Origin of the sequence: Gordonia terrae (assembly GCF_001698225.1) — a bacterium.
GTDB lineage: Bacteria > Actinomycetota > Actinomycetes > Mycobacteriales > Mycobacteriaceae > Gordonia > Gordonia terrae.
Window position 1 is genome coordinate 5,093,297 of the sequence record NZ_CP016594.1, and the last position, 21,304, is coordinate 5,114,600.

Below are 21,304 nucleotides of genomic sequence, written 5' to 3' on the forward strand. Positions count from 1 at the left end.
CGGACCCTGAAAATTCTTCCCAAGCTGAATACGCGGGTTCGATTCCCGTCATCGGCTCCACCATCACGGGGTCCGCAAGGCACTCCCCTGGTCCACTGTCGACTAGCCGAAGAGAGCCACAGCGGTGCCGGAGATCAGCGGCACGCTGAGTAGGACCAGGACGACTGAGTTGATCCATCCGTGGTCACGCAGAACCGCCAAGAACTTACGGACCTGGGCGTTGGGGACGAAGTATCGCGCGGTGTGGGCGCCGGTCGAGAATCCGTCGATCCCAGCAGACCGCATGAGCATCGCTCCGCGGAAGGCGTGATAGCCGCTCGTCACCACCGCGACCGGTTCGGTCACTCCACGCTCGTCGAGCACACGCCTCGAGTACCGGAGGTTCTCCGCGGTGTCGGTGGATCGATCCTCGAGCGCAATGGCATCACGATCGACGCCCTTCGAGACGAGGTACTCGGCCATCGCCGCGGCCTCCGACAGCCGCTCGTCGCCACCTCTGCCTCCGGAGCAGATGATCAGCGGGTCCAGGCCGGAAGCCCGGGCCAGATCATAGATCTCGCGACCGCGGTCGAGTCGTGACGCCAGCAATGGACCAACGCGCGACCCGTCGAGGAGACCGGCACCCAGGACGATGATCGCGCCGACCTTCGCCCGTCGCGCCCGCCACTTGCTCCACCGACCGTACAGCCACGACCAGAGGAGCAGGGAGGCGAATACGAATCCCAGGTAACCGGCCGGAATGCCCACCGCCAGGAGGAAGTTGAGCAGAGCGTTGCTCGTCGACACGTCGAACCATCCGACGATGATCCCGAGCAGGACAGCGAGCGCGTAACCGGACAGGAGTGAACCCAGGAGCGCCGACAGCAGGTTCGCGGGGCGGCGCCCCTCTCGGCGCAGCAGCGTCACGCCGTTGGCGATCAACGACGCCCCGAGAATGAGAGTGGCAAGCAGCGCAACGAGTCCGAGGGCCACGATGACCACCGCCGGCGCGAGAACCGAGCCGTCGTCGTCGATGCCCCTGTCCACGGCCACGATCACCGCGGCGAGCATCACGCCCGACAGGCCCGCGGTCAGCAGGATGCCGGGGCTCAGACGACGTGGGTCCTGCCATGCGAGCACCGCGCTCGCGATGAGCAGCACTGCAGCCACGATGAGTACGCCCATCACGAACTTGATGGTGTCACAGCTGTCGCGCAGGTCGGGACATGAGGTACGAGCGCGGTCGGCGTGCAATCATCAGACGAACCGGGCCGTCGCCATCGTCGGTCCTCGTCATCCCAGGACGCACACATGCATCTGCCCGCGGTGAGAATTCCGATTCTGGCGCTGAGCATCGGCCTGCTCGTGAGCTGGATGATGCCTCCGCCCGCACAGGCGGCGCCCAACCGGGTGGATGCGACGCCGACGGGATTGACGCTCGACGGACGCCAGTGGTGGCCATCCGGATTCGACGCGTACCAGCTGGCCACCGACTGGTCGGTGAACGCCGGGTGTGGAGCGATGGTGGATCTCGACGACTATTTCGCTGCCCTACCCCCGCATTCGCTCACCCGCTTTAATCTGTTCGCTCGACTGGCGGTGAACAAGTACACCCAGCAGTTGGATTTCGGGCCGATGGACGCCGTCTTCGACGCCGCGGCGCGGCACGACCAGATGGTGCTGCCGGTCCTGGCCGCGGCCGACGGCGCCTGCGAGAGCGGAGTTTTCAAGGAACGCGACTGGTACCGATCGGGCTGGCGAACGGCCGCCGGAGCGGGCGGACTCACGTTCGAGGAATGGGTGCGGACGGCAGTGAGACGCTGGAAGGCCAGCCCGGCGCTGGCGGGATGGGAATTGGTGGGTGAACCCGAGCCGTCCGTCTGTGGCGATCAGACGTGTGCCTGGCAACAGCGGTCGTGCCCGGTCGACGCCGCGCGCGTACTGCGGTCCTTTTTCGGCGCGGCAGGTGCCATGGTCACCCGACTGCACGGCGGGGCGGTGATCTGGTCCGGCTTCACCGGCGGTGGCCAGTGCGGCACCGCCGGACCCGACTATCAGTACGTCGCGGGCTCCCCGTATGTGGATGTCCTGGACTATCACGACTACGGTGCGGACGGAGTCGCGCTCCCCGGGGATCAGTGGAACGGGCTGGCCGAACGTCTACGACAGGCGCGCGCAGTCGGAAAACCTCTCGCCGTGAACGAGATCGGCCAGTTCGCCGGTTCGTGCGGTTCGAGGTCCGGGCGCGTCGACGACTTCCGGACCAAGGTCGCCGGTCAGCGGGCGGCCGGGACGGCAACCGCACTGTTCTGGGCGTTCGTCCCGGACCCGCGGGACGACCAGTGCACTTACGACATCGGTCCCGGCGACCCGGTGCACGACCTGGTCGCCGAACTGACCCTTCTCGATTGAGGCCCGGCACCCAGGCAACTGCGCAACGCCCGGCCGACGGGCCGACCGGCCGTTAGACTCTGCCGGTGTCCAGTCCTCTGGGGATCACCCCCGACGAGTCTCTGCGCAAGGGACTTCAGAGTCGCCACATCAGCATGCTCGCGCTCGGCGGCGCCATCGGCACCGGCTTGTTCGTCGCGTCGGGCGCCACCATCTCCGACGCGGGTCCGGGTGGCGCCATCCTGGCGTATCTGCTGATGGGTTGCATGGTCTTCTTCCTCATGCAAAGCCTCGGCGAGATGTCGGCATACATCCCGTGCAGCAACCCATTCGAGGAGTACGGCAAACGCTTCGTGAGCAAGTCCTTCGGTTTCGCCGCCGGGTGGAACTACTGGCTCAACTGGTCGGTCACCCTGGCCGCCGAGTTGGTGGCCGCCGGGCTGATCATGAAGTACTGGGCCCCCGACGTGCCGTCGTGGATCTGGTCGATCGTGTTCCTGGCGGGTCTGCTGGCCCTGAACCTGTTCGCGGTCAAGGCGTTCGGCGAGGCCGAGTTCTGGTTCGCGGCGATCAAGGTCATCGCGGTGGTCGTCTTCCTCATCGTCGGCGTGCTGCTGATCCTCGGGGTCGTCGGCGACCGCCCGTCGCCGGGGTTCAGCAATTGGACGATCGACGACGCTCCGTTCGTGGACTTCCCGCTCGGCATGTTGTCGGTCTTCCTCATCGCCGGCTTCGCATTCCAGGGCACCGAGATGATCGCGGTCGCCGCCGGCGAGGCAGTCGAACCGAAGACCGCGATTCCGCGTGCGGTGCGCACCGTTTTCGTGCGCATCCTGCTGTTCTACATCGGCACCCTCACCATCATCGCGTTCCTGATCCCCTACACCGACCCCAATCTGCTGAATGCATCCGAGGAGAACATCGCGGTCGCCCCCTTCACCCTCGTGTTCTCCGAAGCGGGGATCGCGGTGGCGGCATCGATCATGAACGCCGTGATCCTGATCGCGATCCTGTCGGCGGGCAATGCGAGCCTGTTCGCGGCAACCCGCGCGTTGTACGGCCTGTCGGTTCAGGGCAACGCGCCGCGTGTGTTCTCGTGGGTCACGCGATCAGGTGTGCCACTCCTCGCCGTGGCCGCGACGACGGCCATCGGTGCCCTCTGCTTCCTGGCGAGTCGGGTGGGCGACGGTCGCGCCTACGTCTGGCTCGTCACCGCCTCGTCGGTGGCCGGTTTCATCACGTGGATGGGTATCGCCTGGGCCCACTATCGGTTCCGGCGGGCGTGGCACGCGCAAGGTCTGGACCTCGGCAGACTCCCCTACAAGGCCTGGCTCTATCCGGCCGGACCGATCATCGCGTTGCTCATGAGCGTTGCAGTCATCGCCGGCCAGAATCTCCCGGCGATCCGCGACGGCTCCGCGGGAAATCTCGAACTGTGGCTCACCGCCTACGGTGCGCTGTTCGTGTTCCTCGCGCTGTGGTGGGGCCACAAGGTGATCACGCGCAGCCCGAGCGTGGACCTGCTCACCGCCGATCTGTCACCCACGTCGGCTGCGTCGGCGCACCGCGACCCGGATCCGGACCTCGTCGGCTGACCCGCTCGTCGGGCACTAGCCAAGTGGGGCACCGGGTCTCGCCCAGTCAGCTCGCGCCGCCGCGAATGGGCAGTAGGCTCGGTCCATGCAGATCGTTCCCGAGATCGTCGACGTCGACCCGGTCGAACTCGCGGTGGTACGAAAGACCGTGGCCATGGACGAGATAGAGGCCTTCTACGACTCGGCGTTCCCGCTTCTGGTGTCGAGCATCGAGCAGTCGGGGCGCACGATCGCCGGACCGGCGTACGGCTTGACCTTCTCCATGCCGTCGGAGACTCCCGACGGCATGGTCATGGACATGGGGGCCGCGTTCCCCGTCGATGCGCCGTTCCCCGACACAGATCAGGTGTTCGGGATGCGGACTCGGGGCGGGCAGATCGCCCGCCATCTACACCAGGGCAGCTACGACCTGCTGCCCGAGTTGTATGCGGCGGTCTTCTCGTGGATAGACGAACAGGGCCTCACGCCTGGCGAGTTCGCGTGGGAGGTTTACGTGACCCAGCCGACTCCCGACGCCGACCCGGACAGCCTGCTCACCGAGATCGTCGTGCCATTGTCCGTCGCGGACATGTAGGCCGCCTCGAGGCCGGGCCGATCAGCCGACGAGCTCGGCGATGTGGTTCAACGAGTTACGCAGATGGTCGTCGGCGAACGGCGGGAACTCGATGTACTCGCGGATGTAGGTGGGTACGGCCGACCAGTCGTAGGTCAAGGTGAGCTCGGTGCACGACTCCCCAACCGGCGCCAGGTCGTACCGCCAGGTCCAGCCGCCGAACTCGAGCTCCCCCGAGTCGTTGCGCTGTCCTGGTTGCCACGCTATCGCCGACACCGGTTCGATCACCTCGACCCGGTTCTCCATCAGGTAGTCACCGTCCGGATGGTTCGAGTGGTACATGTTCATCCGGAAGAGCTGACCCACCTCCCGCAGCGGTGTCGTGTCGACTGCGCCCCGAACCCAGCCGGTGCCGTCGATGGCCTGGTGGGTGCGCGGGTCGGCGAGGGTCGCGAACACCTCGTCGGGTGTGGCGGAGATCGTGAGGCTGACGGCAACGCTGTCGTGAGTCATGCTGCTGACCCTTTCTGGTCGGGTTCCCCGGATCGGGGCGTGGACACAGGGGTTGACCCGAACCGGCATCGACACTCATCGGTGACTCGAGCCTCATCTCTCCGCGACGTTCCGGACGTCTCCGTAGCCCGGCTCGACACCCGAACGCATGTCATCCTCGTGAGATGGACCTGCGCCTGACTCGCGAACGTTTCGCCGCCGCGCGATCGGTCACGCTCGCCACGGTGTCGCCCTCCGACACACCGCACCTGGTCCCCGTCGTATGCGCAATCGATGACGACGTCATCTACACGTGCGTGGATCACAAGCCGAAACGCACCACCGCACTCCGTCGTCTCGCCAACATCGCGAACAATCCCGCGGTGTCGCTCTTGGCTGACCAGTACTCCGACAACTGGGATGAACTCTGGTGGGTGCGGGTCGACGGCCGGGCACACGTCGTCGACGCCGGTGAACCCGTCGGCAGTCACGGCATCGACACGCTGGCCGCGAAGTACCCGCAGTATCGACAACGACGGCCCGAGGGACCGGTGATCGTCGTGGAGTCCCTGACGTGGCACAGCTGGTCGGCGACCGCATAGTCACGGCGGGACCGAGGAGGCGCTCGTCACCCTTCATCGGGCACGGGAATGACCCGCCACACGCCCTCGTTGCGCGAATGGTCATCAAGATCGTCCACCAAGAGGCAGAGGTGCAGTTGTGAAGATCGGGATCATCGGTGCAGGATTCATCGGCGGGACGCTCACGCGTCGTCTGACATCGCTGGGACACGAGGTGCGGGTGGCGAACTCGCGCGACCCGGAGACGCTGGCCGAACTGGCCTCCGAGACCGGTGCCACGGCGGTGTGGGCGGCCGACACCGCGCAGGACGCCGACCTGGTGATCGTCAGCATCCCGCAGAAGAACACCCCCGACCTCGCGCCGGGCATCCTCGACGCCCGCAAGGCCGACGCGCCGGTCATCGAGACCAACAACTACTACCCGCAGCAGCGCGACGGGAAGATCGAGGCGATCGAGAACGGCACACCCGAGAGCGTCTGGGTGTCGGAACTGCTCGGCGTGCCGGTGTACAAGGTGTTCAACGGCATCTACTGGAAGCACCTGCTGAACAAGGGCGTACCGGCGGGCACAGCGGGCCGGATCGCGCTGCCGATCGCCGGCGACGACCCCGCCGGCAAGGAGATCGTGTTTCGGGTCGTCGACGAACTCGGGTTCGACCCGGTCGACGCCGGCCTGCTCGCCGAGTCGTGGCGCCAGCAGCCGGGTACTCCGGTGTACGGCAAGGACTTCGGCGTCGACGACACGGTCAAGGCGCTCGCCGAGGCGTCACCCGAGCGCACCGCGGAATGGCGCGCCTGACGCACCCTCTCCCGGGGGCGGCACGCCACGGCTGAGGTCACCGACGTTTCGGACGTCCCGACCCGCGCCGCGCACTCTTGCCGGGGATCTTCCCGGCCGCCTCGCGTGCCGCCCTCTTCGCCGCCGCTTTCTCCTTGGCCGATCGCTTCGGCGCCTCGCCGGTGCGTCCGCGCGACGACGTCGGCTTACGGCCACGCACGATGCCGATGAACTCGTCCGCCGATTCTGTTGTGGGAGCAGGCCACAGGAGCCCCACGGCACTCGTCGGCGCGTCGATCACCGGACGGTAGACCAGGTCCTTGCGGTGGTGCAGACGCGCCAGCGACTGCGGCACGAGCAGCACACCGACGCCGGCTGCGACGAGTTCGACTGCGTCACCGGCGGTCTCGGGCCGGTGCTCCACCGCCGTGCCCGGGCGGTCCGGCACCGTCAACGGCTCGTCCAGCGGCCAGAGGAACTGTTCGTCGGCGAGATCGGCCAGCGTCATCTCCTCACCCGCCGTCAGGACATGGTCTTTCGGCACGACGACGACGGTGATCTCCTCGTACAGTTCGATGGTGTGGTGCTGCCGCGCATCGCCGTACCGGAGCGCCTCCGGCAACCGCGTGATCGCCATGTCCACACGCCCCTCCGCGACCGCCTCTCCGCAGTCCGCGACATCGAGCGCGACGAGTTCCAGCGGCACATCGGGACGACGCTCCGCCCAGATCCCGACCCATTTGCTCGGTGTGACGCCCGGGACGTACGCCAGCCGGAACGCGGGGGCCTCGCCGGCAGCGTGATCGTCGGGTGTTATCACGTCCACAGGCTACCGCCCGATACCCTCGACGAATGAGCTCGCAGTCGATGAAGCCGGCCACCGCCGCCAAGAAACTGGACGTGTACCTGCCGGCCACTCCTGCGGAGTTCCAGCAGGGCCCGATCACCCGGGCCGAACTCGCCGCCCTCCAGGCCGACCCGCCGGAGTGGCTCCGCACGCTTCGTGCCGACGGACCCCATCCGAAGAACCTCGTCGCCGCCAGGCTGGGGATCTCCAATTCGGGCCTCGTCCGCGGCGGCATCACCGAGGCCCTCACGACGGCCCAGATCGACGACCTCCTCGCCGAGATGCCGGATTGGCTGGCCGCCGAACGCGCCACCCAGATCGAGGTCCGGCGCGAGGAGCGGCGGGTCAAGTCCCTCCACGCCGACAAGCAGCGTGATCGCGACCAGGCCGACGCCGACCCCGAGGGCTGACCGGCCCTGCGCAACCGCTCCTGATACCGGCGAGATCTGGGTACACTACGTCCGATTCGCTCCCGACCCCCGAACCCCGGTCTGCGACGGCAACTACCTGTTCCGCTTCGCGCCGAACGGCACACTGGTCGGCGGGCGACCCCTCACGGGCGGCGGGCTCAGCGGAGCGGGCTACGGCATCACCCGCAACCACGACGGCGACATCTGGGTCAGCAACTTCGGTTTCGCGGCACCGGCCCCGGGCTGCCCCACCGACCGTCAGCCGCCGCACAATTCGATGTCGGAGTTCAGCGCCGACGGCCGGGCGCTCTCGCCCGCGACCGGCTACCCCGAGGGCGCGATCAGCTGGCCGCAGGGCATGGCCACCGACCGCAACGGACGCGCACTACGCGCTCCGATCACCGGCCCGCAGGTCGACAATCCCCTCGGCCTGGCAACCGACGCCAGGGGCACTGTGTGGGTGACCAATTCGGGCGTGATCACACTGCCGTGCCCGGACCGCCCCACCCAGACGTCGTCATCGTCGACCCGTCGGGCAATCTCTGGGCGACGAACAACTGGAAAGAGGTTCCGCTGCAGACGAACCCCGGCGGATTACATGTCATCGCCTTCGTCGGCGCCGCGGCACCCGTGCCGCTGAGCTGACGAGCCGCGCTCAGGACTCGGCGCGCAACCCCGCCAGATGGTCCCGTAGCACGCGCTGCGCGCGAGCCGGCGAATCCGTGTCGGCGAGGAGCAGGTGCATCGCCAGGCCGTCGACGAGAGCGTGCAACGCCATCGCCTGCGAGTCGAGATCGAAATTCGCGCTGATCATCTCGTGCTCGTCGAGGACCGTCAGCACCGTCCGGCAGAGCGAGCGCAGGCCGTCGTGGGCCTCACGCGCCGCAGCCGCGAGCCCCGGATGGGCCACCGACTCGGTCACCATCGCGATGTTCACGTGCATCTCGACGCGCCGGTCGTTGTCGAGCGGCAGGACCTCCGACAACACGGCCTCGGCCCAGCGCAGCGGATTGCGGATCCGGTCGTGGCGTCGGAGTCGAACGGCGACGCGCTCGTAGATCAGCCGCATCGAGAACTCGAGCAACTCCTCTTTGTCGGCGAAGACGTGCCGGAGCGAACCCACCGAGATCCCCGCCTCGGCCGCCACCTCGCGGACCGACACTCCGGACGCACCGTCCCGCAACACGATCCGCCACAGGGCCTCGGCTATCTCGGCACGTCGCCCGTCCCGGTCGATCAACTTGGGCATTGACTCATGGTAGTACACCCGTGCTACGTTGACCCCGAGTTTTAGTAGCACGGATGTGTCAACAAAGAACGGAGACACGATGGCGACCCGACACGCGGCACTCGACGTCCTGCGCGGCATCGCGATCCTGGGCACCCTCGCCACCAACATCTGGATCTTCACCAACCCAAAGGGGTTGGTGGGATACATCCAGGGCGCGAATCACGCGACCGGCTCCTGGTCGATGGTCGAGGACCTCCTGCAGCAACTCGCCCAGGGAAAGTTCTTGGGCCTGCTGACGATCATGTTCGGAATCGGACTGGCCATCCAGCAGCGGTCGGCCGTTCGACGAGGCCGACCCTGGCCCGGTAGCTACTACTGGCGAGCCGCCTTGCTGTTCGTCGACGGCGTGATCAACTACTTCCTCTTCACCGAGTTCGACGTCCTCATGGGATACGCGGTCACCGGACTCATCGTCGCCTACCTGTTGTCGATGCGGCTTCGGCGCCAGTATGTCGCCATCGCGGTCGCGGCCTCGACACATGTTGCGCTGCTGGGCCTGGTGACGTGGGCCCTCCTCGCCGCCCCGGCCGGGTCGGGCGTCGGCACCGAACTGTCCCCGAATCCCTATGCGAACGGTAGTTTCGTCGACCTCATCGCATTCCGCGCCGAGAACCTGCTGATGTTCCGTGCCGAAGTCGTCTTCATCCTGCCGATGTCGATCGCCCTGTTCCTCGTCGGCGCCGCCCTGCTACGCGCCGGCGTTCTGGAACCGCACGGCGCCCGGCTCCGCCGACGCCTGATGGTCGCCGGGCTGGGGGTCGCGCTTCCTCTCGACCTCGCCGTCGGGCTTGCCGGTGGCGACGCCGGACTCGTCGTCGGACGGTACGGGCTGGCGCCGGTCGTCGCACTGGGGCTGCTCGCCTGGGTGGCCGGGTACTACGCCGACGGTCACGCGCCCGGGCGGTTCGGCCGGGCGTTGACACCTGTCGGACGAATGGCGTTGTCCTGCTACGTCCTCCAGAACGCGATCGCGGGTGCCGTCTGTTATGGCTGGAGAGTCGGCCTCGCGCAGCACCTCGACGGCACGACGCTGGTCCCGGCCACCGTCGCCCTCTACCTCGCGATCGCCGCGATGCTCATGCTGTTCTCCCGCGTCTGGCTCAGCCGATTCGAGCGAGGTCCCCTCGAATGGTTGTGGCACCGCGGCTATGACCGCATCACCGGTTCCACCGAACGGCGGGTCGCACAGCCGAGCGTCGACGCACCGCGGTGACGGGCTCTCTCCCGCAGGTCGGAGCACCATCCGAGGTGGGTTAGGCATCCGCACCGCGGGGTACCCGACGCGCACCATCATCCGATCGAGGAGTGAGTCGTGGACACCGCCATCTGGATCATCATCGCCGTCGTCGTCGTGATCATCATCCTTGCGCTCGTGCTGTTGCTGATGCGTCAGCAGAAGGCGCGCCGCCGGGTACAGGCCGAGGAGATCAGGCAGAACGCCGCCCAGCAGGTCTCGTCGGTCCGCCATCGTGAGGCCGTTGCCGAGGAGGCCGACGCCCGGGCCCGCCAGGCCAAGGCCGAGGCGGATGCGAAAGCAGCCGAAGCCAAGCGCCTGCAAGAGCAGGCACGCCACCACCAGGGGCATGCCGCGGAGTCGCGGCAGGAGGTCGAGAGCGAGTTCGCTCGCGCGGACCGACTCGACCCAGACGTTCGACGAAACGCCGACGGGCGGAACACTGAAGGACCGAACACCGAAGGACCGAACACCTACGGACGGAATTCCGACGCACGGGACGACTCGACCAGCGCAGGTCGTCACTCCGGCCAGCCGTCGAACAACCCGATCGATCCGCGAAACCGGCCCGGCGCAGACCCTCGCGGAGACCAGACCCCGCGGAACGCTCGCTGACGAGTCCCTTTGACATGCGCGTGACGTGAGCGACCTGGCTCACGTCGACATGGAAGTGTGACCGAGCTCTTCATAAAAGTGGTACTCAGTACCGAGTGTGAGTGGCTACCATTTTGGTGATCACTCGCCGCGCCCGTCGGGGGCCGGTTCCACGAAGACCGGAAGGTTCCCACGCCATGGCGTCGTTTCTGTTCAAGCTCGGGAGCTTCTGCTTCCGCCACAAATGGTCGGTGATCGCAGCCTGGCTGGCCGCGCTCATCGCGGTCGCCGGCCTGGTCGGCGCACTCCAGCCCAAGTTCGCGCAGGACTTCAGCCTCCCCGGCACCGACTCGGGAATTGCCACCGAACAGGTGGAGCAATACTTCCCGCAGGTCATGGCCCAGCAGGAACAGGCGTCCACGAGCATCCTCGTCGCCGCCGAGGACGGGCTGCAGAACCACACCGCGCAGCTGAACGAACTCGCCGCGGCCCTCCGCGGACTCCCCGATGTGATCGAGCCGCAGACCGTCGTCAACCCGCTGACTGTTGCGGCCGCTGATCCAGCACTGGCTGCACAGGTCGTCGGCGACAACGGCCGCGTCGGCCTCATCCAGGTCCGTCAGGACATCCCGATCCTCGACCTGACCGTCGAGAACAAGGACGAACTGGTCTCGATCGTGGACGAGTTCTCCGCCGACGGCCTGCAGGTGGCGGCAACCGGGTCGCTGATGCAGGTGATGGAAGCCGGCGGCACGGCCGAACTGCTCGGTTTCGCCGTCGCCTTCGTCGTGATGATCGTGGCGTTCGGAGCTCTCATCGCCGCCTTCATACCTCTCGTGACCGCGATCGTCAGTGTCGGTATCACCATCCTGCTGCTCACGCTGTCGGCCGAGGCGCTGTCGATCAACGAGTCCGCCACCGCCATCGTCACGATGCTCGGCATCGCCGTCTCCATCGACTACGCGCTGTTCATCGTGTCGCGGTACCGCGCGGAACTCCTCCGCGGGGGCGCGCCGTCAGATGCCATCGGCCGAGCCGTCGGCACCGCCGGGTCGGCGGTGGTGTTCGCCGGCCTGACCGTGATCGTCGCGGTGGTGGCCCTCATGGTGATCGGCATCCCGATCATCACCCAGATGGGCGCGGGCGCCGGCGTCGCCGTGTTCATCGCGGTTCTGGCTGCTCTCACCCTCATCCCGGCCATTCTCGGTGCGTTCGGGCGGTTCGCCTTCCTACCTCGAATCCCCTGGATCAAGCACGCCGTGGAATCTGAGGACGACACCCTGGGTGTCAAGGTCGGGCGCACTGTCGTCAAGTGGCCCATCCCGTTCATCGTGATCGGCCTGCTGGCGCTCGCGGGCGCGGCCATCCCGGCCACCAAGCTGGAACTCGGTCTGTCGCTGTCCAGCGAAGCCGAGGCACCCGCGCAGGAACTGCTGAGCCGAGGGTTCGGTGAGGGCATCAACGGCCCCTTGCTCGTCGTCGTGCACGACGAGGACGGCGCGATCAACGCCGCGGCCGAGGAAACCGTCCGGCACATCGCGACACTGGGCGATGTCGCCAACCCCGAGGGGCTCACCTGGACGGGCAATCGGGCCGGCGACACCGCGCTCATCATGGTCACCCCGGAGAGCGCGCCGTCGTCAGCCGCCACACACGACCTGATGGAGCAGATCCGCGCCTTCGCACCGACGGTCGAGAATCGTGGCGCCGAACTGCATGTCGGCGGTCAGACAGCCATCATGTCCGATCTCTCCCAGAAGCTCGACGATGCACTCATCCCGTACCTGGTCGTGGTCGTCGGTCTCGCCTTCCTGATCATGATCGGCGTCTTCCGGTCACTCTGGGTCCCGCTCATCGGCACCCTCGGATTCGTCTTCTCGGTCCTGGCGACCTTCGGCGTCACCGTGGCGATCTTCCAGGAGGGCTGGCTGGGATTGATCACCCACACGCAGCCGATCATCTCCTTCCTTCCGATCTTCCTCATCGGTGTGGTGTTCGGGCTCGCGATGGACTATCAGGTGTTCCTGGTGACACGAATGCGTGAGGAGTTCATGCACGGCTTGTCGGCCAAGGAGGCGATCGTGGCCGGTTACCGGCACGGCGCACGAGTGGTGACCTCGGCGGCGATCATCATGATCAGCGTCTTCGCCGCATTCATGCTCTCCCCGGAGACGACCGCCAAGATGATGGGCTTCGCCTTGGCCGCAGCAGTGTTCTTCGACGCCTTCGTGATCCGCATGCTGGTCGTACCCGCGGTCATCGCACTTCTCGGTGACCGCGCATGGGGACTGCCGCGCTGGCTCGACCGTTTCGTCATCAACTTCGACATCGAAGGCGAGGCCGTCCGCCACCGCGGGCTCGAGGAACCGGACGACACCAAGACCCCGGTCCCCGCGAACTGAGCGGCTGCACAACCCTTTTGATGAAGAGTGAGCACACATGGGCGACCGCCTGACGGTGCACGCCACCTCCGACGCCCCGGGACCGATCCCGGGGCGTCGGATCGGCCTGCGCGAGAAGAACAAAATGCGCACCCGCAACGCGATCCGGCAGGCCGCGCTCACGCTGATCGCCGAACAGGGATATGCGAAGACGACCGTCGAGCAGATCGCCGAGGCGGCCGGGGTGTCGCACACGACGTTCTTCCGCTATTTCCCGTCGAAGGAACAGGTGGTCATCGGTGACGAGCACCTGCACGCCGAGGCGCACGCGATCGTCGAAGCGATGCCGCCCGGGCTCAGCCACTTCGACCTCATCCGGCGACTGATGACCGAGCTGCACCGCCTCACCGTCGACGACCCGTGGGTGGGCAATCCCCTACGCATGCAGCTCATCCGCACCGAACCGTTGCTGCAGAAGACCTTTCAGGTCGAGTCCGAACGGATGATCTCCGACATGACGCAGCTGATCGCCGACTACCTCGGGGTCGCACCCGACGACTTCCGGTTGAAGGTCTTCCTCGACGCCGTGGCCGGGGTGACCTTTCATCTCGCCACCGAACTCGACGACAACCGCGAGGTGCCACAGCTCGAGACCACCCTGCGCGCCATCGACCTGCTCGAGCAGGGGTTACCGGTCGGGTCGACGGACCCGTCTGACCGTTCGCCCGGCGAACATTCCGACTAGGATCTGGACCGTGATCTCGGACAGCGCCGCCCGACCTGGAACGACCGGCCTTCGACTCGGCTCCGCAGCAGGGGGGAGGTCCCGCCGGTCACGGTTGGCCACGTCTCTGGTCGGTACCGCAGCGGCACTCGCGGCCACCGTCTCGCTCGCGGCGCCGGCCCAGGCCGCGCCCGCCCGACCGACGCCGACGCCGTTCCCGGTCACCGACATCGCGCGGCTGTATGCGTCGGACATCTCGTCGTATCCGGGCGGCGTCTACCTCCAGCCCGTCGAGACCTTCACCGCGTTGCGGCGGGACCACCCCGAGGTGATGACCCGCAATCTCGAGACCGCGGTCGCGATCAACCAGTCCGCGGCCGACAACCCGGGCCTGCAGCGTCGCGCGCTCGCCGATGCCCATGACGATCCGCTCCAGACGATGTCCGACGCCTTCGGCGCCCGCCTCGGACGCCACTTCCGCGACGCCCTCGCCGCCGGCCGGCTACCGAAGACCACAGCTCTGTTCGGCGACTACCTCGCCCGCGCGGGCGGAGTCGCGAACGCGACCCTCGTCGAGAAGTACGTGTTCGGCTACGAGCGGCCGTTCATCGTGGCGCCGGAGCGGATCCGCAAGTACATGCGCGCCGGCGCGAGCGAGTACGACGCGCTGGGCAGCAATCCGTCGTTCCCCTCCGGTCACACCAGCCTGTTCTTCTGGCGGGGCACATTGTTCGCTTCGATGCTGCCCGAGCTCGCGCCGCAGTTCCTCGCCCGCGCCTCCGAGGGCGGATTCCACCGCATCGTGCTGGGTGTGCACTACCCGCTCGACGTGATCGGTGGTGCGATGGTCGGCCAGGCCGCCGCCGCCGACCGCTGGAACGACCCCGACTTCCGCCGGCTCCTGATCGCGTCCGCCACCGAGATCCGCAAGGAACTCGAATGGCGTTGCGGCGCAGCCCTCTCGGTGTGCATCGCGCGTGATACGCCCTATGCCACCGACGCCGAAGCCCAAGCGATCTACGCGCAACGCATGACCTACGGGTTCGGTCGCGTCGCATCGTCGACCCACCCGATGACGGTGCCGCGGCAAGCCGTCGACCTGATCGCCTCGGCGTTTCCGCGGCTCACCGACGAGCAGCGACGCCAGGTCCTGGCCCAGACCTCGGCCCCCGCCGGATATCCGCTCGACGATCAGCGCCCCGGGCGCTCCTCCTGGCAGCGCCTCGACCTCGTGCGGGCTTACACCGCCGACGTCGGCGTCGGCCCCGACGGCCGCGTGACCGTTCGCCAGGACCCGCCGACCCGGCGGTAACCTAATCGTTTGTCCCACTGCCCGTTGCGAACTCATCGCGACGGGCAGTGTCGTCACCATCTGATCCAGAGTGTGTCCAGTTTGCGTCAACAGCTTGACACCGAAGTAAGGATGTGGCTACTTTTCGAGTGGCCCACATCACATCCGACGTGGACTCACCGCCGTGAACTGCGCGGACGGTGCCGGAATCGCGGACCCAGATACAGCGCTGGGTCGATGAACTCATTCCTTCTAAGCCCCGCCGGGGCGATGTCGCCATGCCCCTTTCCGGGGCGGTTCCGTCGTGCCCGGAGATCATCGGGAAAGGCAGTCGAAACATGCGTTGGTCGAATTCACGCAGGAGAGCCGGACGGTTGGCGGCAGTGGCCGTCGCCGCGGCGTGCATCTTCTCGGTCGTGTCGTGCAGCAGCGACGACGGCGGATCGTCGGACGGCTCAGCCGCGGATGCCAGTGGCACCAAGGCGTCGGGCGAGACGATCAAGGTGGGGTTGTTCAACCCCACCAAGGGACCCGCCACCCAGGGTGGCGTGACCACCGGCAAGGACGCCGCCCTGGACTACATCAACAACCAGATCGGCGGCATCGGCGGCCGGCCCGTCGAGATCGTCGACTGCGGGATCGACCAGACCGCACCGGAATCGACGGTGTCGTGCGCCAACCAGTTCGTCGAGGCAGGCGTGGTCGCCGCCATCGACGGTTACAACGCCGAATCCGCCTCCGCTGTACCCATTCTCACCTCGGCCGGCATCCCACTGGTCGGTCAGATCCCGTTCAACACCTCCACCGGCGCCTCGGCGGAGAACCGCGTGTACTTCGGTCCGCCACCCGCCGCCTTCCTCGTCGGCTTCATGCAGCAGCTCAAGGCCGCGAACAAGAACTCGCTGACGCTGGCGAATGCCGACCTCCCACAGGCACATCAGGTGTTCGACGGTTTGATGAAGCCGCTCGGCGCCCAGCTCGGCATCGACGTCAAGTCGGTCTACTACCCGCCGACCGGCCCGAACTTCACCTCGTTGGCCACCACCCTGGCCGAGGGCAATCCCGCCGCGGCCGGTCTGATGACCTCCCAGAACGACAACGTGTGCACCAAGCTCGCCCAGTCGTTGCGCTCGGTGAACTACGAGGGCACCATGTTCATGGCGGCCTGCACCGACTTCATCGACACCATGGGTGCACAAGCCGTTGGCGCACAGACGTACTCACCGATCTGGCAGCCGCCGGCCATCGACTCCGCACCGGAGCCGGCCAAGGCCAACCTCGAGATCGCCCAGAAGTTCATCGACGAGCAGGGCGGCACCGGGGGCTTCTACGCCTACGGCACGTTCGCGACCCTCGCCGACTTCGCGATCACGCTCAACAACGCCAAGGTGACCGACTACACCGGACCCAACGTGCTCGGTGCGTTGAAGGCAGTCACGGATTACCAGTCCTTCATCGGCCCGAAGCTCAACTGCGGTAAGCCGACCACGCCGAACTGCACCACCGAGATGCTGCTGTTCGACGTCGTCGCCGAGAAGAAGACCGAACCCGCCACCGGCGGTTTCATCACCCCGCTCCCGGCTGCGCTGCAACGCATCCCGGGCGCCTACTGAGACAGGTCGTGACGTGGCGGGGTGGACACCCACCCCGCCACACCCGGCTCTGCACCCCACCATCCTGAAGCCTCGACCCCCGAATCCCGCACCCCTCACGCGCGTGAGATCCGTCCGCGCCGAACGAATGAGTACGCCACATGGGCCAGTTCCTCCAGTTCGTCTTCCTCGGACTATCCGCCGGTGCCATCTACTCGGTGCTCGCGTCGTCCCTCGTGGGCATCTATGCCGCCACCGGCATCATCAACTTCGCGCAGGGCGCCATCGGCCTGTACTCGGTCTACCTCGTCGCGGCGCTACGCACCGACGGCAGTCTCGTCCTGCCGATCGGCACCCTGCAACTCGGCAGTGAATCCGAGCCCACGTCAATGGAACTCGCGGTGGTGCTCGGTGTACTCAGCGCGGTGGTCTGGGCGCTGCTCGCGCATGTGCTCATCTTCCGGCCGCTACGCTCGGCTCCGGTGCTCGCACAGGTGGTCGCCTCCGTGGGCCTCATGCTCTTCATCCAGGCCCTGGTGCATCTACGTTTCGAGACCGAGAACCTCTTCGCGGAGGCGATCCTGCCGGAGAACACCATCGACATCGCCGGTGCGGTCGTGAACGTCTCGGATCTGATCCTGGCCGGTGTCGCCATCGTCATCTCCCTCGTCCTCTGGGCCTACTTCCGACTCACCACCCTGGGTGTCGCGACTCGCGCCGGGTCCGAAGACGAACTGGCGGCGCGACTCTCGGGCTACTCCCCCGACCGCCTCGCGGGCATCGTGTGGGCATTGACGGGAGCGGCCACCGGACTCATCGTCGTGCTCGCGTCGTACACGATCGGACTCACCGAGACCAGCTACACCTTCTTCGTCATCCCGGCGCTGGCAGTCGCACTCGTCGGCCGGCTCACCTCCTTCGGAATCGCGTGCGCCGCAGGCCTCGTCCTGGGCGCCTTCCAGTCGGTGATCACCTGGCTCACCACCAAGGACTGGTGGCCCGAATGGGCGCAGGCCGGCCTCGGCGACGCCGTCCCGTTCATCATCGTCGTCGTCGCCCTCTTCCTCCTCGGCGGGCGCATCCCGTCCCGCGGTTCGCTCGGCGAGGTGCGGATGCCCGCGGTCCGCATCCCACGCATCCGGGTGATCCCGACGGTCGTCTGCATCGCCGTCGTCGTCGTGGCCATCCTGGTCACCTCCGGCAGCTGGCGTTTCGGCGTCGTCACCTCGGTGATCCTCAGCCTCATCGCCCTGTCCCTGGTGCTGCTCACCGGTTATCTCGGCCAGATCTCGCTGGCCAGCATGGCCTTTGCCGGTGCGGCCGGTTTCGCGCTCTCGAAGCTGACCACCAACTGGGACGTGCCCTTCCCGTTCAGCATGATCTTCGCGGCGCTGATCGCGACCGGTCTCGGCGTACTGGTGGGCGTACCCGCACTGCGGATCCGAGGCGCCCAGCTCGCCGTCGTGACATTGGCGGCGGCACTGGCGATCCAGAGCTTCGTCTTCAACAACCCGGCCATCACCTCCTTCGAGGGCAACCTCATCGCGGACCCGACGATCTTCGGCATCGACCTCGGTGTGCGCGACGGCACCAACCTCGTCACGATCCGGTTCTCGCTGATGGTCCTCATCGTCGTCGCGATCGCGACCCTGGTGGTGCTGCGCTTCATGGGTGGCTCCATCGGCCGTGCCTTCCTGGCCGTGCGGTCCAACGAGCGCGCGGCGTCGTCGGTCGGGATCAACGTGGCCGCGACCAAGTTGCTCGGTTTCGCGCTGTCGGCGTTCCTCGCCGGCATCGGTGGCTGTCTCATCGGCTACAGCCGGGGCCAGCTGTCGGCCGGCTCGTTCACGGTCATGATCGGGCTCACCCTGCTCGCGATGACCTACGTCGGTGGCATCACCTCGTTCGCCGGCGCGGTCCTCGCCGGCATCATCGGACCGCTGGGCGTGGGCTACGTGTTCCTCAACCAAACCCTCAGCCTCGGTGAGTACTACGAGCTCTTCGCGGCCGGCAGCCTGCTGCTGATGGCCGTGCTGAACCCGGTCGGCGTCGCCGGTGCGATGTCGGAGTTCGGCGAGCGGATACGCGCACACCGCCACCGACCGCCGCCCCATCCGGAAGCGCCGGGGGCGGCCCAGAACGCACCGGAGGGCGCACATGTCTGAGTCGACACTCGACAAGCCGGCCACGGCGACGACACTTCTCGAGACCGGTGGACTGTCGGTCCGGTACGGCGGCGTCAGCGCCAATTCCGACATCGACATCTCGGTCGCAGCAGGCGAGATCGTCGGGCTGATCGGCCCCAACGGCGCAGGCAAGACCACGTTCGTCGACGCGGTCACCGGGTTCACGAAGGCCACCGGCACGGTGTCACTGCGCGGGGAGCGACTCGACAAGGCGAGCCCGCATCGCCGACGCCGGGCGGGTATGGCCCGGACATGGCAGGCGGGCGAACTGTTCACCGATCTGACCGTCGCCCAGAACCTTGCCGTGGCAGTACAACCCGTCGGCCTGCGGGCCATGCTCGCCGACGTCGTCAACGGGTCCCGACCCCCGGCCGACGTCATCTCCTCGGCGCTCGAACTCGTCGGCCTGGCCGATGCCGCCGATCAACTCCCCGGCGAGCTGACCCTCGGGCAGCAGAAACTCGTGGGCGTGGCCCGCGCGCTGGTCGGCGGGACCCAGCTCGTCCTGCTCGACGAACCGGCCGCCGGGCTCGACACCCACGAGAGCCGCGACTTCGGCATCGAACTCCGTCGGATCGCCGCGACCGGCATCGGCATCCTGCTCATCGACCACGACATGTCCCTGGTGCTCGACGTCTGCGACCGTCTGTACGTGCTCGACTTCGGTCGTGTCATCGCCAGCGGACCACCGGCCGCCATCCAGGACGATCCCGCGGTCATCTCGGCCTACCTCGGCAGCCCCGAGGTGGACCCGGATGCGGTCGTCGATCCACCTGTTCCGCCGGCCGGCCCGTCCGGTGGGGGCATCGACACCGAACGACCGTCAGACATCGGCCCGACCGGGCACGCCCCGAAGGAGACGCCATGAGCACGCACGCCGAGTCGTCGTCCACGCCGAACGGGCCGGGATCGACGACACCCGACCCGGCCGCACCGGTGCTGGAGATCGACCAGATCACCGTCGGCTACGGCGGGGTCCCTGCCGTCCGCGGTCTCAGCGCGTCCGTCCGGCCGGGCGAGATCCTGGCCCTGCTCGGCCCGAACGGGGCCGGCAAGACGACGAGCCTCCTCGCTGCGGTCGGTGCGCTCGGCCTGATGTCGGGCACGGTCACCGCCCTGGGCGATCCGATCGACCGCCGGATCGAACGCAATGCGCGTCGCGGGGTGACTCTGGTACCCGACACGCGCGGGGTGTTCCACCGGCTGTCGGTGTCGGACAACCTCCGTCTCGCCAGACGTCGCAACGGACCCGATCTCGACACCGCCTACCAGTACTTTCCCAAACTCAAGACGATGCGGGGGCGGCGCTGCGGCAATCTGTCCGGTGGCGAACAGCAGATGCTGGCGCTCGCCAAGGCGCTGCTCGCGAATCCGAAGGTGCTGCTCATCGACGAACTGAGCCTTGGTCTGTCCCCGGTCGCGGTCCAGGACCTGCTGCCCCGCTTGCGGTCGATCGCCGACGAACACCAGATGGCGGTCGTCCTCGTCGAGCAGCACATCGACCTGGCCCTCGGCATCGCCGACGCCGCGATCGTGCTCCACCACGGTCGTGTCGCACTCTCGGCGCCCGCAGGCGAACTCCGCAGTCGCCGAGACATGGTCGAGGCGGCCTACTTCGGCCGCACCGTCGACGATCTCGCCTCCTAGGCCGCACGAGAGCAGAGGCGCAGGACGAGACGAACGGGGACCGGACGACGTGGCCGTCGAAGACGAGAACGATCCGGTGCGGACGGATGCCGACACCGCACGACCCCCACGCAACACACGCAACCGGCCCACCGACGACGAATTGCTCGACGCCGCGTGCGCGGTCATCGCCGAGGTCGGTGCCGAACGCGCCACGATGACCGCCATCGCCGAACGCGGCGGCACCACCCGGGTGACCCTGTACGCGCACTTCGACTCCCGCGACGAGCTGGTCAATCGCGTGATGACCCGCGAACTCGACACCTTCACCTCGTTCATGTTCGAGGTGTACGACGCGAGTGAGAACATGCCCTACGGGGCCCGTGCCCGCCATTCGGTGCTCGCCTTGTTCGACTACGCCCGACGCCACCCGGAAGGCCTGCGCGTCCTCATCGGTCATCGGGAGGGCGGCAGCGACCGCCGGCTCTATGCCGCGCTCGAACCCCGGATCGCCGCACGCCTGCGTGACAACTACGCCGAACGCGGGGCGCGGATCGCCGCCAGTGCGGACACCCTCGCCTCGCTCCTGCTGGGCATGAGCCTCGACGTCGCGCACCGCGCGCTCATCGTCGACGGCGCCGGCGTCGACGAGGCCTGCGACCTCGCGATCACCGCGACCCTCGCCGTCCTCCGCGACGTGCGCCCGGAACAGCTGCGGGCGCTCGACGAGTCACTCGGCGGGCGCTGACGACCGGATCG

Annotated in this window: 21 protein-coding genes; 17 read left to right on the top strand and 4 right to left on the bottom strand. The window is 67.4% G+C overall.

The annotated features are described in order from the left end of the window. Nucleotides 1–102 precede the first annotated feature (102 nt). Nucleotides 103–1,164, bottom strand: coding sequence for a YdcF family protein (locus tag BCM27_RS22550; protein ID WP_033205253.1), 1,062 nt, complete (start codon nt 1,162–1,164; stop codon nt 103–105). Nucleotides 1,165–1,290: 126 nt separating this feature from the next. Between BCM27_RS22550 and BCM27_RS22555 the strand changes: the two genes are divergently transcribed. The 3 genes from BCM27_RS22555 to BCM27_RS22565 all read left to right on the top strand — a co-directional run bounded on the left by BCM27_RS22555 (nt 1,291) and on the right by BCM27_RS22565 (nt 4,539). Beyond that, the gene (locus BCM27_RS22555) at nt 1,291–2,391 is read left to right on the top strand and encodes a hypothetical protein (protein ID WP_004022445.1); all 1,101 of its coding nucleotides are present in this window, start codon (nt 1,291–1,293) and stop codon (nt 2,389–2,391) included. Nucleotides 2,392–2,456: 65 nt separating this feature from the next. Beyond that, complete coding sequence (locus BCM27_RS22560; RefSeq protein ID WP_004022446.1) at nt 2,457–3,965, top strand: amino acid permease; 1,509 nt, start codon at nt 2,457–2,459, stop codon at nt 3,963–3,965. Nucleotides 3,966–4,050: 85 nt separating this feature from the next. Beyond that, nucleotides 4,051–4,539, top strand: a complete 489-nt coding sequence (locus BCM27_RS22565; RefSeq protein ID WP_004022447.1) for a GyrI-like domain-containing protein — start codon at nt 4,051–4,053, stop codon at nt 4,537–4,539. A 21-nt stretch (nt 4,540–4,560) separates the two neighbouring features. On the opposite strand, the gene BCM27_RS22570 is transcribed toward BCM27_RS22565, so the two are convergent. Further along, nucleotides 4,561–5,031 carry an SRPBCC family protein gene (locus BCM27_RS22570; RefSeq protein WP_004022448.1) on the bottom strand — a complete coding sequence of 157 codons (471 nt, stop codon included), beginning with the start codon at nt 5,029–5,031 and terminating at the stop codon, nt 4,561–4,563. A 164-nt stretch (nt 5,032–5,195) separates the two neighbouring features. On the opposite strand from BCM27_RS22570, the gene BCM27_RS22575 reads away from it, so the two are divergent. Together BCM27_RS22575 and BCM27_RS22580 are read left to right on the top strand one after the other, a co-directional pair. After that, nucleotides 5,196–5,612, top strand: a complete 417-nt coding sequence (locus BCM27_RS22575) for a TIGR03668 family PPOX class F420-dependent oxidoreductase (protein ID WP_004022449.1) — start codon at nt 5,196–5,198, stop codon at nt 5,610–5,612. A gap of 118 nt (nt 5,613–5,730) precedes the next feature. Next, a complete protein-coding gene (locus BCM27_RS22580) occupies nt 5,731–6,390 on the top strand; it encodes an NADPH-dependent F420 reductase (RefSeq protein WP_004022450.1) in 660 nt (219 codons plus the stop codon). A 37-nt stretch (nt 6,391–6,427) separates the two neighbouring features. On the opposite strand, the gene BCM27_RS22585 is transcribed toward BCM27_RS22580, so the two are convergent. After that, complete coding sequence (locus tag BCM27_RS22585; RefSeq protein WP_004022451.1) at nt 6,428–7,195, bottom strand: LysR family transcriptional regulator substrate-binding protein; 768 nt, start codon at nt 7,193–7,195, stop codon at nt 6,428–6,430. Nucleotides 7,196–7,236: 41 nt separating this feature from the next. Here BCM27_RS22585 and BCM27_RS22590 point away from each other — a divergent pair, with 41 nt between their 5' ends. Continuing rightward, entirely contained in the window at nt 7,237–7,626 is a 390-nt protein-coding gene (locus BCM27_RS22590) for a DUF5997 family protein (RefSeq protein ID WP_004022452.1), read from the top strand. A gap of 489 nt (nt 7,627–8,115) precedes the next feature. After that, nucleotides 8,116–8,271 (top strand): hypothetical protein, encoded by a 156-nt coding sequence (locus tag BCM27_RS26140; RefSeq protein ID WP_231895893.1) that lies wholly within the window; start codon nt 8,116–8,118, stop codon nt 8,269–8,271. A gap of 10 nt (nt 8,272–8,281) precedes the next feature. Here the strand turns inward: BCM27_RS26140 and BCM27_RS22600 are convergent, their stop codons facing one another. After that, entirely contained in the window at nt 8,282–8,875 is a 594-nt protein-coding gene (locus BCM27_RS22600) for a TetR/AcrR family transcriptional regulator (RefSeq protein ID WP_004022454.1), read from the bottom strand. A 79-nt stretch (nt 8,876–8,954) separates the two neighbouring features. On the opposite strand from BCM27_RS22600, the gene BCM27_RS22605 reads away from it, so the two are divergent. The 10 genes from BCM27_RS22605 to BCM27_RS22650 all read left to right on the top strand — a co-directional run bounded on the left by BCM27_RS22605 (nt 8,955) and on the right by BCM27_RS22650 (nt 21,293). Next, nucleotides 8,955–10,130: a DUF418 domain-containing protein gene (locus BCM27_RS22605; protein WP_004022455.1), complete on the top strand. Its 1,176-nt coding sequence runs from the start codon at nt 8,955–8,957 to the stop codon at nt 10,128–10,130. 99 nt (nt 10,131–10,229) lie between these two features. After that, nucleotides 10,230–10,766 (top strand): hypothetical protein, encoded by a 537-nt coding sequence (locus BCM27_RS22610; RefSeq protein WP_004022456.1) that lies wholly within the window; start codon nt 10,230–10,232, stop codon nt 10,764–10,766. Between the two features lie 176 nt (nt 10,767–10,942). Further along, on the top strand, nt 10,943–13,147 hold the full coding sequence (locus BCM27_RS22615; RefSeq protein WP_004022457.1) for an MMPL family transporter: 2,205 nt from the start codon (nt 10,943–10,945) through the stop codon (nt 13,145–13,147). Nucleotides 13,148–13,184: 37 nt separating this feature from the next. Beyond that, nucleotides 13,185–13,871, top strand: coding sequence for a TetR family transcriptional regulator (locus BCM27_RS22620; protein ID WP_004022458.1), 687 nt, complete (start codon nt 13,185–13,187; stop codon nt 13,869–13,871). Nucleotides 13,872–13,977: 106 nt separating this feature from the next. Then, nucleotides 13,978–15,162 carry a phosphatase PAP2 family protein gene (locus BCM27_RS22625; protein ID WP_033205245.1) on the top strand — a complete coding sequence of 395 codons (1,185 nt, stop codon included), beginning with the start codon at nt 13,978–13,980 and terminating at the stop codon, nt 15,160–15,162. Nucleotides 15,163–15,479: 317 nt separating this feature from the next. Next, nucleotides 15,480–16,754, top strand: a complete 1,275-nt coding sequence (locus BCM27_RS22630; RefSeq protein WP_172622070.1) for an ABC transporter substrate-binding protein — start codon at nt 15,480–15,482, stop codon at nt 16,752–16,754. 140 nt (nt 16,755–16,894) lie between these two features. Further along, on the top strand, nt 16,895–18,898 hold the full coding sequence (locus tag BCM27_RS22635) for an ABC transporter permease (protein WP_004022461.1): 2,004 nt from the start codon (nt 16,895–16,897) through the stop codon (nt 18,896–18,898). Next, nucleotides 18,891–19,787, top strand: coding sequence for an ABC transporter ATP-binding protein (locus tag BCM27_RS22640; RefSeq protein WP_004022462.1), 897 nt, complete (start codon nt 18,891–18,893; stop codon nt 19,785–19,787). The genes BCM27_RS22635 and BCM27_RS22640 overlap by 8 nt, the downstream gene beginning before the upstream one ends. Beyond that, nucleotides 19,784–20,566: an ABC transporter ATP-binding protein gene (locus BCM27_RS22645; protein ID WP_004022463.1), complete on the top strand. Its 783-nt coding sequence runs from the start codon at nt 19,784–19,786 to the stop codon at nt 20,564–20,566. The genes BCM27_RS22640 and BCM27_RS22645 overlap by 4 nt, the downstream gene beginning before the upstream one ends. A gap of 49 nt (nt 20,567–20,615) precedes the next feature. Beyond that, nucleotides 20,616–21,293 (top strand): TetR/AcrR family transcriptional regulator, encoded by a 678-nt coding sequence (locus BCM27_RS22650; protein WP_004022464.1) that lies wholly within the window; start codon nt 20,616–20,618, stop codon nt 21,291–21,293. Nucleotides 21,294–21,304: the final 11 nt, after the last annotated feature.